Genomic DNA, 11,973 nt, shown 5'->3' on the forward strand with positions numbered 1-11,973 from the left:
TAAAACTGTTTACTATTTATTATTATCATTTCTCATACAAAATAAAGTGATAACATCTATATCGACGTTATCACTAAATATCATAACATTATTCCTTAATATTAATTCCATATTCATCAAACCAGTAGTGTATTTGTGCTAAATACGCAAGTAATTGAGGTCCTGTCATTAATTGGCCAAACCATGGTACTTGAAACGCCCTTCCTTCTGTTTCAACAATTTCCTTTAATCGGTCTGCCTTTAACATTTCATATAAAATTGAATTTTTATCCTCCAAAATTTCATTTAGCCACTGCTTAACAACCTTTGTATATACTGGATGATGGGTTTTGGGATATGGACTTTTTTTACGATATAAAACTTCAGCAGGTAAAATATTTTCTAATGCTTTTCGCAGTAAACCTTTTTCACGATTCCCATACATTTTCATCTCCCAAGGGATATTCCAAACATATTCCACTAATCGATGATCAGCAAACGGAACACGTACCTCTAAACTTGCCCCCATACTCATTCGATCTTTTCTATCTAGTAATGTAGTCATAAACCAAATCATATTTAAATAAAACAATTGGCGTCTCTTCGTCTCTAAAAGTGACTCTCCTTCAAAAATTGGTGTTTCTTGGACAGTCTCTTCATATTTTGTTAAAACGTAATCTTCGATATTTAGCTTTTTACTCCAACCATCTTTTAGCAAACCGACTCGTTCGTCAATTGAACGCATCCACGGAAATCCATTCCTAGCTAAATCATCTTCTCGATAAAACCATGGGTAGCCTCCGAAAATCTCATCTGCACACTCTCCTGATAAACTTACAACAAAATCTTTTTTGATCTCTTTACAAAACCATAACAGAGAGGAATCCACATCTGCCATTCCAGGAGTGTCTCGAACTAAAACTGCCTCCTTTAAATACTCAGCTAGCTCTTCCTGCCCTATAATACTTGAATGATGAATAGTTCCAAAGCTTTGTGTCATTTTCTCAATCCAATAAGAATCTGCATTTGGCTGAAATTCATTTGCCTTAAAATACTGATCATTTCCTTCATAATCGATAGAGAATGTGTGCAACGGACCTTCATTATTTTCCTTGAAGTGGTTTGCCGCTATAGCTGTGATGGCGCTGGAGTCGACTCCTCCTGATAAAAACGTACAAATTGGAACATCCGATACTAGCTGCCTTGTTACAGCATCTTTAAATAAATAGTTAATTTTTTCAGCTGTTTCCTCTAATGTATCAAGATGCCTTTCACTCTTTACATTCCAATACCTCCACTGTCTCATTCCGTTCTTTGAGAAGGTCAATGCGAATGCAGGCCTTAACTCATTAATTCCTTGAAAGATTCCATGTCCTGGTGTTCTCGATGGTCCTAGCCCAAATATTTCGGATAGTCCATCTCTTCCAAGCTCTGGTTTAACTTCTGGATGAGCTAATATTGCCTTTAATTCTGATCCAAATAATAATCCACCATTATGCTCCCTATAAAAAAGTGGTTTTACCCCCAACCGATCTCTCGCCGCAAATAATTGCTGCTTCTTTTCGTCCCAAATTGCAAAAGCAAATATCCCATTAAAATGATGGATACATTCCTCTTCCCACTCCATATAGGCAGATAACAAAACTTCCGTATCTGAATGTCCTTGAAATCGATATCCCTTGCTTAGAAGTTCCTTACGAATGTCTTCCGTGTTATATAGCTCGCCATTATAACAAAGTGTATAAGTATAGTCTTCCTTCTTTCGAGACATTGGTTGAACACCACATAAAGGATCCACTACTACTAATCGCTTATGACCGAAAGCAGCATTCCTTGTTAACCAAATATTTGTATCATCAGGTCCACGCTTTGATAATGTCTCTGTCATCATTTGAATAGTATCCTGCTTATTTAATAAATTTGTCTTATAGTCAATCCATCCAGTTATTCCGCACATCTAAAGCATCTCCTCCATCCAAGATCTAAAAAACTGATACTTATTATATGTGCGAATGCCTATTCGTTGAGTTGTCCATAAAATATTTGAGGTGTTTTCCTTACAAGGATGTAAGGAAATTGTAATAGAATAAGGTAGTTATATAACAGCAGTTTGTTATATAATACAAACATTGATGATTTTTTGATCATTGATAGTTTTGAATTAGGAGGAAGAATATTGTCGTTTTCCGAATTAAATATTGATGCTTTCCGAATGATCAATAATTTAGGAAAGGATTATTCATTTTTAAATCCTGTTGTCGTCTTTATTGCAGAGTATCTGCTATATTTTTTGTTTCTTGCAATGATTCTTCATTGGTTTACCCGAAACAAAAAAAATAGAATGATGGTTATTCAATCTGTGGTAACAGTTATTCTTGCTGAGATTATCGGGAAAATTGCTGGCCAATTTTATTCCCATCACCAACCGTTCGCCGTACTTCCAAATGTTAGTCAACTTATTGAACATGGAATAGATAATTCTTTTCCAAGTGATCACTCTATCATCTTCTTCTCGATTTGCTTTTCCTTTTGGCTCGTTCGAAAAAAAGAATGGTGGTTATGGATTACACTTGCGATTTTAGTAGCTATCTCTCGAGTATGGGTAGGGGTTCATTATCCAGTAGATGTAATGACTGGTGCCATAATAGGGATTATTTCAGCACTATTTGCGTATTGGCTTGTTCCAAAAATCTCCCTAATCACAAAAATACTAAAAGGCTATGAGAGAATTGAACAGAGAATTCTCCCTTCTAAAAATAAGACAGAAAATTTTTAAGAGGTTATCTAGGTAACCTCTTTTTTATTGACTCTTTTCTCAAACATTGTTGCTATTTAAATAAAGTTATAACTAATACAACTAGGGATCGCTACACGTTTCATTTCACTGAGAAAAGAGCTGTGATCTCCATAAGACGACAAGCTAGAATCCTTTATGGGGAGTAAAAGCCGGTAGTTAGGCTTTTACATAAGCAACAAACTATACGAAAACAGCCTTTTTATTTCTATGTTGTTTTCTTTTGCCAAACACTTTTGATCATTTGATTGATAACCTCTGCAAACACAATACCAATAGCAATTGCACCAGATATCATAAATGCTTTAGCTGCTAGTTGAAGTGCCGTATTATAATCATTAGCGACAAAATGGCGCATGGCATCATAGGACATTCCACCCGGAACAAGCGGAATAATTCCAGACACACTAAAAATAATAATCGGTGCTTTATATATCTTGGCAAAAACTTGACTGATTACAGCAATGACAAAGGCTGCCACTAAACTTGCTACTGCAGCATTTGCATAGGATGACATAAGTAAAATATATACAAACCAACCCAACATACCAACGAGGCCGCATAAAAATAGCTTTTTCCTCGGTATATTAAAGATAATCCCAAACGCACCCGTTGCTATTAAGCTAGTGATAAGTTGTTCAATCATGAAACTCATATTCCTTTCCTACCGATTCCATTTTAGCGCTTACGCTTTTCCCTATATCATTGAAAAGAGTGATATTACTACAGCGATTCCGGTTCCTATAGCGAAGGCGGTTAAAAACGCTTCAGCACCCTTTGATATTCCAGATACAAGATGACCAGCCATTAAATCACGAACGGCATTCGTAATAAGTAATCCTGGAACAAGAGGCATAACTGATCCAATAATAATTTTATCTAGTTCATTACCAATGCCCAGCTTTACAAAAGTTATAGCCATTAATCCGATGATAAGTGAGGAGAGACACTCCGAAAAAAATTTCACCTTTACAATTCGATGTAAATAAATTAGACCAGTAAATCCTAAGCCACCAGTTATAACCGATGGAAGAAAATCACCCCAACCACCATTAAACATGATCATAAAGCATCCACTGGCGATAGCTGCAGCTGTGATTTGAATCCAAATAGGGTAAGCAAAATTTGTTTTTTCTATTATTTTTAATTCATCCCATGCTTCATTTAATGATATCTCTCTACCTGTTAACTTTCTGGAAATACTATTTACAATCGTTACCTTTTTTAAATCCGTGGATCGTTCCGATACACGAACAAGCTTCGTAGGCTCTGATCCATCAATAGAAAATATAATCCCTGTTGGCGTTACAAAACTATGTGTGTGCAAAATGCCAAACGATTCAGCGATCCTTGTCATCGTATCCTCCACTCGATACGTTTCAGCACCACTCTGAAGCATAATCTTCCCTGCAAGCAAACATGTTTCTACCACTTTATATGTTAGAGCTGATTGATTTTCCATTTATAATCTCCATTTATTCAGTATAAATATCCTATATCTTATCATAAAGTTTAAAAAAAGCGTTGTTCTTTACAAGAATTTAATCTTTTCTATTTCTTTACACTTTTATATTAAATTTAAAGAATATAATTTTGCACACATACATATGAATATTGTTTCTTTTCGAAGAAACAATAACCTTTGTAAAAATAAATATATAGGATTAGAGCCGAAGTTAATCGGCTTTTATTATTTTTTATACCTAAAAAGGTCTTGCAAACAGTAATCTTGTTATTTTTATGATGATTGAAAAGTCAATGAATTTTGTCAATTTTATTGAAGTTATTTTTCTTTCTATTTATACTAAAATAATAAGAGTGTTGTTATTAAAAAATAACATCATTAAATCTATGTGAAAAGGAACGTTTCTATGCTACTAGGATTAATCATTATTTTACTATGTGTTTTACTATTACCATTTTCTATTAAGTTTGTAGAGCATAATTTGGAAATCTTTTTATTCATAATGGGACTAGCTGCTGTATTAGTCAGTGGGGTACTAGATAGACCTTTAATAATGAAGGCATTAGAGGATCCCATTAAGATTACTTTAGCAGTCTTCATTGCAGGATTATTATTCAAATGGCTACAGCGACCACTTGAGAAGATCATTCAAGGCATCAGTCGTGCAGTTCCATATCCACTGTTTTTCGCCTTGATTGTCATTCTATTGGGTCTCATTTCGAGTATTATCACTGCAATAATTGCTGCACTCATATTGGTATTAATTGTTAGTGTTCTTCGTCTAGATCGAAAGTCAGAACTTCGCCTAGTTGTCTTAGCCTGTTTCTCCATTGGGTTAGGGGCTGCTTTAACACCCATTGGTGAGCCTTTATCTACACTTGCAATTAGTAAGCTACATGCGGACTTCTTCTATTTAATTCATTTAATTGGACCGGAAGTGATATCTGCTGTTGTTATCTTTGGACTATTAGCTGCGATTTTAGTAAAGCCGAAAAATGATGAGAACGGACTGAAGAGTGATCAGTCGGCTGAAGGATATGGTGAAATAATTATTCGAGCACTAAAGATCTATCTCTTTGTAATGGGGCTAACGCTGCTAGGGGCTGGATTTGAGCCATTAATCAAAGAGTACTTACTAGATTTAAGTCCATTCGTCTTATATTGGATTAATATGATCTCGGCAATATTGGATAATGCTACATTAGCTGCAGCTGAAATTAGCCCTGCAATGGATGGTGCAACGATTAAAGCAATTCTACTCGGACTCCTAATAAGTGGTGGAATTCTTGTACCGGGAAATATACCAAATATTATTGCAGCTGGAAAATTAAAAATATCTAGTAAAGAGTGGGCAAAGTTCGGAATTCCAGTAGGGTTAAGTGCCATGGTTATTTATTTTATTGTGCTTTTTCTTATTAGCTAGGGCTCTTTTCAACAGCTTTGTTTTTATTTTTAATAATCACCTTTTATTCACCTATTTGAAAAGACTAAACGAAAAAAAGGGGAATGGAGTATCTTATTAGATCATCCATTCCCTTTTTCATTTATTCTAATCCTTTTGCTGCTTCTTTTGCCATCTCTGATACAGACTCTAAGCCTCCACCGGATAAGTACCAATAGCCAGGATCAAGGTAAACAATTTTATTATTTTTATATGCATTCGTTTTCTTGACTAAATCGTTCTCAATGACTTGTTTTGCATTATTTCCTTCGCCGACTGCTGCGTCACGGTCGATAACATATAGTATGTCAGGATTTTTTTCTGTAATAAATTCCATTGAAATATTTTGTCCATGAACAGGATCAGCCTCTAGATCCTTTGTCACAGCTTTAATACCAAAAACATCATGTATTAATCCAAATCTAGATGATGGTCCATAAGCAGTTACTTTACCACCACTTGCTAAAGTAATTAATGCTTTTGCATCACTTGCATCTGCTTTTTCTTTTAAGTCAGCAATATCTTTATCTATAGAAGCTAATTCCTTATCTGCTTGCTCTTCTTTACCAAAAATCTCTCCAATTATCTTTACATTCTCTTTAAATGAATCCATATATTTATTAGTATCTACACCCATGAAAATAGTTGGTGCAATTTCAGAAAACTTATCATAAGAATCTTGTTGGCGTCCAGAAATAATAATTAAATCTGGCTGAATTTCATTAATTGCTTCAAAATCCGGTTCTTTTAATCCACCTACATTGCTATATTTAGAATCCTTGTAAGTATCTAAATAAGATGGAAGATTTTTTTGTGGAACACCTACTACAGAATCACTAAGACCTAATTTATCTAATGTATCTAAAGCACCCATATCAAAAACTACTACTTTTTTTGGATTTTTCTGTACTGGTGTTTCTCCAAGCTGATGTTTAATTGTTAATACCTCAGATTTACTTTCTGACTTGCCTTCCGATTTTGAACCAGATGTGTTGTCTTTAGTTGTTCCACATGCAACTGCAAATACAGCTAGTACTGCTATGATAAAAAATAAGGATAATTTCTTTTTCATGTTTACACCTCTTTTAATAGTTTTCATAATTTATAAAAATTGTAATTGTAACATCCCAAGCAAATGAAATTCATTCTCAATATGGAATATAAAAACTGAACACGAAGGCGCCATCCGTGAATTCAGTTATTAGGTTTAATTGTTACAATCACAATACTTTATCAGTAATTTATATTCCCTTATGCATAATAAACAGCAATTCTATTTTCATTTATATTTTGAATGGCTATATCCATTTCATATATATCACCGAGAATGGACGAGTCAATAATATGATCAGTAGGTCCGTCTTGAATAACTTTTCCATCCTTTAATGCCACGACATGATCTGAGTAACAAGAAGCAAAGTTGATATCATGGATAACAATGACAACGGTCTTTCCTAATTCATCTGTTAGCTTTCTTAGTACTTTCATGATTTGAACAGAGTGTTTCATATCCAAATTATTCAATGGTTCATCTAATAGGATATATTCTGTGTTTTGAGCAATAACCATCGCGATATACGCACGTTGTTGTTGCCCGCCACTTAATTGATCCAAGAATTTATGTTGAATATCTTCTAATTCCATATAGGCAATCGCCTCATCAACATACACCCAATCCTCTTTCGATAGCTTCCCTTGTGAATAAGGAAAACGACCAAATGAAACCAATTCTCTAACTGTTAAGCGAATATTAATATGATTAGATTGTTTTAAAATGGACATTTTTTTCGCTAACAGATTGGATTTACATTTACTGATATCTTTACCATCAATTAATATTTCGCCACTATCTCTCGAAATTAATCGACTCATCATTGATAACAGCGTACTTTTCCCCGCTCCATTTGGACCGATGAAGGAAGTGATCTTCCCTTTTTCTATATTCAAAGAGACATTTTCGACTACACTCTTGTTCCCGTATGTTTTTGAAACATTTCTGATCTCAATCATGCTCGACTCTCCTTTAAAAGTAGATAGATAAAATAGACTCCGCCGATAAAATTAATAATGACACTCAATGTTGTAGAGAATGTAAATACTCGCTCTACAATTAATAATCCCCCAACTAAAGCAATAATACTTATTAAAATGGAGCCAGTTATTAAGTATGAATGCTTGTAGGTTTTTAAAAATTGATAAGATACATTTGCCACGAGTAATCCCAAAAATGTAATAGGACCTATTAATGCTGTAGAGATGGAAATGAGAATCGCCACGACAATTAAAAGACGTTTGACGACGTAATCATAATCCACACCTAGATTAATAGCCTCCTCCCTACCTAATGATAGGACATCTAGGAATTTTATAAATCTAATAAAATATAGACCAATTAAAATCACCAAAACAAACGAAATCGTTAATAAATCGGTATTTATATTGTTAAAGCTTGCAAACATTCGATCTTGAACAACCATAAAATCATTCGGATCAATGATCACTTGCATAAACGATGAAAAGCTTTGAAATAATGTCCCCATTACTAGACCAACTAGTAAAAGAAAATAAATATTTTTGCCTTCTTTTTTAAACAAGAATTTATATAATAATCCTGCAAAGACGACCATTAATGCGACACAGAGAAGAAAGTTTAAGTTTTTATTCATCACAGTCGCACTGGTTGCACCAAAGACAAAAATTAAAAATGTTTGGATTAACATGTAAAGAGAATCTAGCCCGATAATACTTGGCGTTAAAATTTTATTATTCGTGATTGTTTGAAAGATGACGGTTGAAAATGCGATAGAACCGCCAGTTAGGATAATTGCTAATATTTTTATGCCTCTTTTTGGCAGTACATACGCTGGAAAATTCCCCATTTCTGTAAACATAAAAATGCTCACTAAAATGACTGACACAACTGCTAGGATCAATAATTTGACTTTATTACGCATATGCCTTTCTCCTCATAAGTAAGTAAAGGAAAATACCGCTTCCTATCACACCAACCGTTAATCCAATAGGAATTTCATATGGATAAATGATGATGCGGCCTAAAATGTCACAGAACAACAAGAACACGGCACCTAATAGGGCAGTTTGAGAAAGGTTTTTCTTTAAATTGTCACCGTTATAAATGGAAACAATATTTGGAACAACCAACCCCAGGAATGGAATTGTCCCTACAGTTAACAATACTGAGGTTGCAGATAATGCCACAATTACCAATCCAATATTTACAACAACCTTATAATTTAAGCCAAGATTTACAGCAAAATCTTCTCCCATACCTGCTAATGTAAATTTACCTGCAAATAAATACGCTAGGATAAGCAGAGGAATACTGATATAGATCATTTCATATCTCCCTGACATTACCATGGAGAAATCCCCCTGCAGCCATGATGATATACTCTGTATCAAATCATGCTTATAAGCAAAAAACGTGGTAATCGAGCTAATAATATTCCCGAACATTAAACCAACAAGTGGAATAAAGATGGCATCCTTGAACTTAATTTTATCGAGAACCTTCATAAACACGAATGTTCCTATAAGTGCAAATAAAGAAGCTAACACCATTTTTTCCAGCATACTGGCTGACGAGAAAATGATTAAGGAAACAAGAATCCCCAATCTCGCAGAATCCATCGTTCCAGCAGTCGTTGGTGATACAAACTTATTCCGGGATAACTGCTGCATAATCAAACCACATATACTCATACTAGCTCCAGCTAATATCAAACTAACTAATCTTGGCAATCTGCTAATAAGCAAAATGTCTTTTTGTTCATCAGTAAGATGAAAAATATCAAGTGGTGTAATATTTTGAACACCTACAAATAATGAAATAATTGATAGAACAATAAACATGAGTATTAAAACTACTTTTTTCATAGAAAACCTAACTTCCCTTTAGCTGGCTATGATATATGTACCTTGAATTCTATGACAATGAGATTCATTATCATTTAATTTTATAAAAAATAACCGATAAACGGAAACCAAACAGAATACTTTATTTAAAACTATGCACCATTTATCAATGATATTCATTATCATTTACATTTTTATTTTATCAGTTTAAATCTCCCTGTCAATCCGTTTCCATAAAATTATATGCTAGTATTTTTGAATTTCACAAAATTGTCTATTCTGGCTTTAATAATACGATATAAGTAGAGAAACAATAAAAAACTTCTATTTCATGACCACGATCTTTTTTAGTCATTTTTGCTTTTTATAATTCCTCTCCCAATCCGTACAATTAATCCGAAAAAGAGTCCAATTCCAGCTAATATATAGATCATTGTAAAAATTTTTCCGAAAACTGTTTCTGGGACAAAATCAGGATGACCGATCGTACTTAAAGTTACAAAGCAGAAATAGAGTGAGTCGATAACACTTAAACCTTCTACTTTCGTATAAAAAATAGTACCAGAAAGAAGGATAGCTATAATTAATACAAATATAACTTGAAATTCCTTCTCCTTAAATGAATGAAATAATCCATGAAAAAGTCTTTTCAGCGTGAGTAAAAAAGAAACCACTAGAGTCCCCCCTTGATGTATATTTCTAATTATCTATTTTAGTGTTCTTCATAGAGATAAGTAAAACGAAAACTAATTATCATTTAGTATGTGACAGCACAACTCTTTTCATAAATAATGGCTCAAACATTATTATTCATTGGTGAAGCTTTTCTAGTAAAGAATGGTTCAAATTCCGAAAAACCCGTCACTACAATAGATGTGAGCTGCAAACCTTCCATAGAACCTCCGAACCCCTTTTTAGGTATAGATACCGACAGTAGGGATTTTACAAAAGCAATAAACAATCCGAAGACAGCCAAAATAAAAAAGATAAGATATTTAATCTTATCTCTTATAATACTTTACCCAAAAACGACTTTGTCCTCTCATGTTGAGGATGTTCAAATAATTCCTTTGGAGTATTTTCTTCGACAATATATCCCCCGTCCATAAAGATCACACGATCTCCTACCTCTTTTGCGAAGCCCATCTCATGGGTAACAACAACCATTGTCATCCCTTCCTTCGCTAGCTGTTTCATAACTTCCAACACTTCCCCTACCATCTCAGGATCAAGGGCAGAGGTAGGCTCGTCAAATAACATGATCTTTGGTTCCATTGCTAAAGCCCTCGATATCGCAACACGCTGCTTCTGTCCACCCGATAACGAATCAGGATAAACATTCGCTTTATCTTCCAATCCGACTTTTTTTAATAGTTCCATCGCTTTAGATTTTGCTTTATCTTTATCCCATTTTCTGACCGTCATTGGAGCCATCATAATATTTTCTAATACTGTTTTATGAGGGAATAAATTAAATTGCTGGAATACCATCCCAACCTCTTTGCGAATATCATTAATGTTAATCTTTTTTGCCGATATATCCTTTCCTTCAATATATACATGGCCAGCAGTAATCGTTTCAAGCAGATTCAAACAACGGAGGAAAGTGGATTTTCCTGAACCAGAAGGTCCTATCACAACTACAACTTCTTGAGGCTTTATCTCTATATTAATATCCTTTAATACTTCATTTTCACCAAAGTCCTTTTTTAAATTTTGAACAGAAATCATTCTTTTGCAAACCTTCTCTCTAAATATTGAATTAGGTAGGTTAATGATAAGGTTAGGATAAGATAGATTACCGCAACGGTTAAATAAGGTTCCCACACTCTCATATAGGCCCCTTGTGCAGCACGCCCCCAATATAAAAGTTCTGGGGCAGCAATGATAGCTGCTAAGGAGGACTCCTTCAATAATACAATAAACTCATTTCCAAGTGGTGGAATCATTCGTTTAAATGCCTGGGGCAAGATAACCTTTTTCATTGCCTGTGCATGACTCATACCTAATGAACGGGCTGCCTCCATTTGTCCTTTATCTATCGACTGAATTCCTGCGCGGAAAATTTCTGCGATATATGCAGCAGAATTGAGAGATAATGCAACAATTGCTGAAATAATCGGATTAACTGGTTTCATAAAGATTGGCATGACACCAAAATGAATAATGAGAATCTGTACAAATAAGGGAGTACCTCTAAAAACATTAATATACCAAATGAACGGGAAGCGAATTAGCTTCTTTGACATCTTTCCCATTCCAATAAACAATCCGAGAATCAACCCTAACACGATTCCTGCAAGTGATAATGCGATTGTAAGTAATGTTCCTTTTAGGAAAAAAGGTAAATATTCCTGAACAATGTCAAATTGAAAATTCATAGTATTGCTCCTTTTTGAAGGGTCAGATATAAAGAAG

The 11,973-nt window shown here is 34.3% G+C and carries 12 protein-coding genes; 2 read left to right on the top strand and 10 right to left on the bottom strand.

Annotated features, from left to right (window positions below; all coding sequences use genetic code 11):
* Window positions 1-88: 88 nt before the first annotated feature.
* Window positions 89-1,936, bottom strand: coding sequence for an asparagine synthase (glutamine-hydrolyzing) (asnB, locus tag NST63_RS25630; RefSeq protein WP_341044055.1), 1,848 nt, complete (start codon window positions 1,934-1,936; stop codon window positions 89-91).
* A 219-nt stretch (window positions 1,937-2,155) separates the two neighbouring features.
* Here asnB and NST63_RS25635 point away from each other — a divergent pair, with 219 nt between their 5' ends.
* Window positions 2,156-2,755 carry an undecaprenyl-diphosphatase gene (locus NST63_RS25635; RefSeq protein ID WP_212945020.1) on the top strand — a complete coding sequence of 200 codons (600 nt, stop codon included), beginning with the start codon at window positions 2,156-2,158 and terminating at the stop codon, window positions 2,753-2,755.
* A 226-nt stretch (window positions 2,756-2,981) separates the two neighbouring features.
* On the opposite strand, the gene NST63_RS25640 is transcribed toward NST63_RS25635, so the two are convergent.
* Entirely contained in the window at window positions 2,982-3,419 is a 438-nt protein-coding gene (locus NST63_RS25640; protein ID WP_058006807.1) for a threonine/serine exporter family protein, read from the bottom strand.
* Between the two features lie 51 nt (window positions 3,420-3,470).
* The gene (locus NST63_RS25645; RefSeq protein WP_071976364.1) at window positions 3,471-4,235 is read right to left on the bottom strand and encodes a threonine/serine exporter family protein; all 765 of its coding nucleotides are present in this window, start codon (window positions 4,233-4,235) and stop codon (window positions 3,471-3,473) included.
* Between the two features lie 409 nt (window positions 4,236-4,644).
* On the opposite strand from NST63_RS25645, the gene NST63_RS25650 reads away from it, so the two are divergent.
* The gene (locus NST63_RS25650; RefSeq protein WP_071976363.1) at window positions 4,645-5,661 is read left to right on the top strand and encodes a DUF1646 family protein; all 1,017 of its coding nucleotides are present in this window, start codon (window positions 4,645-4,647) and stop codon (window positions 5,659-5,661) included.
* Window positions 5,662-5,782: 121 nt separating this feature from the next.
* Here NST63_RS25650 and NST63_RS25655 read toward each other — a convergent pair whose 3' ends face one another.
* The 7 genes from NST63_RS25655 to NST63_RS25685 form a co-directional block, all read right to left on the bottom strand.
* A complete protein-coding gene (locus NST63_RS25655) occupies window positions 5,783-6,751 on the bottom strand; it encodes a siderophore ABC transporter substrate-binding protein (RefSeq protein WP_341044058.1) in 969 nt (322 codons plus the stop codon).
* Between the two features lie 179 nt (window positions 6,752-6,930).
* Entirely contained in the window at window positions 6,931-7,689 is a 759-nt protein-coding gene (locus NST63_RS25660) for an iron ABC transporter ATP-binding protein (protein ID WP_212945018.1), read from the bottom strand.
* Window positions 7,686-8,633 carry an iron chelate uptake ABC transporter family permease subunit gene (locus NST63_RS25665; RefSeq protein ID WP_212945017.1) on the bottom strand — a complete coding sequence of 316 codons (948 nt, stop codon included), beginning with the start codon at window positions 8,631-8,633 and terminating at the stop codon, window positions 7,686-7,688. Before NST63_RS25665 ends, NST63_RS25660 begins: the two co-directional genes overlap by 4 nt.
* The gene (locus tag NST63_RS25670) at window positions 8,626-9,576 is read right to left on the bottom strand and encodes an ABC transporter permease (RefSeq protein WP_058006801.1); all 951 of its coding nucleotides are present in this window, start codon (window positions 9,574-9,576) and stop codon (window positions 8,626-8,628) included. The genes NST63_RS25665 and NST63_RS25670 overlap by 8 nt, the downstream gene beginning before the upstream one ends.
* 326 nt (window positions 9,577-9,902) lie before the next feature.
* The gene (locus NST63_RS25675) at window positions 9,903-10,229 is read right to left on the bottom strand and encodes a potassium channel family protein (protein WP_071976359.1); all 327 of its coding nucleotides are present in this window, start codon (window positions 10,227-10,229) and stop codon (window positions 9,903-9,905) included.
* A 334-nt stretch (window positions 10,230-10,563) separates the two neighbouring features.
* Window positions 10,564-11,286, bottom strand: coding sequence for an amino acid ABC transporter ATP-binding protein (locus tag NST63_RS25680; RefSeq protein ID WP_212945016.1), 723 nt, complete (start codon window positions 11,284-11,286; stop codon window positions 10,564-10,566).
* Window positions 11,283-11,936 (bottom strand): amino acid ABC transporter permease, encoded by a 654-nt coding sequence (locus NST63_RS25685; protein WP_212945015.1) that lies wholly within the window; start codon window positions 11,934-11,936, stop codon window positions 11,283-11,285. The genes NST63_RS25680 and NST63_RS25685 overlap by 4 nt, the downstream gene beginning before the upstream one ends.
* Between the last annotated feature and the right edge of the window lie 37 nt (window positions 11,937-11,973).

Source organism: Heyndrickxia sp. FSL W8-0496 (assembly GCF_038007825.1).
Taxonomy (GTDB): domain Bacteria; phylum Bacillota; class Bacilli; order Bacillales; family Bacillaceae_C; genus Heyndrickxia; species Heyndrickxia oleronia.

Excerpts from the sequence above, each read along its gene's own strand:
- NST63_RS25670 (WP_058006801.1), bottom strand. The coding sequence starts at position 9,576 with ATGAAAAAAGTAGTTTTAATACTCATGTTTATTGTTCTATCAATTATT.
- NST63_RS25680 (WP_212945016.1), bottom strand. The coding sequence starts at position 11,286 with ATGATTTCTGTTCAAAATTTAAAAAAGGACTTTGGTGAAAATGAAGTA.
- NST63_RS25650 (WP_071976363.1), top strand. The coding sequence starts at position 4,645 with ATGCTACTAGGATTAATCATTATTTTACTATGTGTTTTACTATTACCA.
- asnB (WP_341044055.1), bottom strand. The coding sequence starts at position 1,936 with ATGTGCGGAATAACTGGATGGATTGACTATAAGACAAATTTATTAAAT.
- NST63_RS25655 (WP_341044058.1), bottom strand. The coding sequence starts at position 6,751 with ATGAAAAAGAAATTATCCTTATTTTTTATCATAGCAGTACTAGCTGTA.
- NST63_RS25645 (WP_071976364.1), bottom strand. The coding sequence starts at position 4,235 with ATGGAAAATCAATCAGCTCTAACATATAAAGTGGTAGAAACATGTTTG.
- NST63_RS25660 (WP_212945018.1), bottom strand. The coding sequence starts at position 7,689 with ATGATTGAGATCAGAAATGTTTCAAAAACATACGGGAACAAGAGTGTA.
- NST63_RS25685 (WP_212945015.1), bottom strand. The coding sequence starts at position 11,936 with ATGAATTTTCAATTTGACATTGTTCAGGAATATTTACCTTTTTTCCTA.
- NST63_RS25665 (WP_212945017.1), bottom strand. The coding sequence starts at position 8,633 with ATGCGTAATAAAGTCAAATTATTGATCCTAGCAGTTGTGTCAGTCATT.
- NST63_RS25640 (WP_058006807.1), bottom strand. The coding sequence starts at position 3,419 with ATGATTGAACAACTTATCACTAGCTTAATAGCAACGGGTGCGTTTGGG.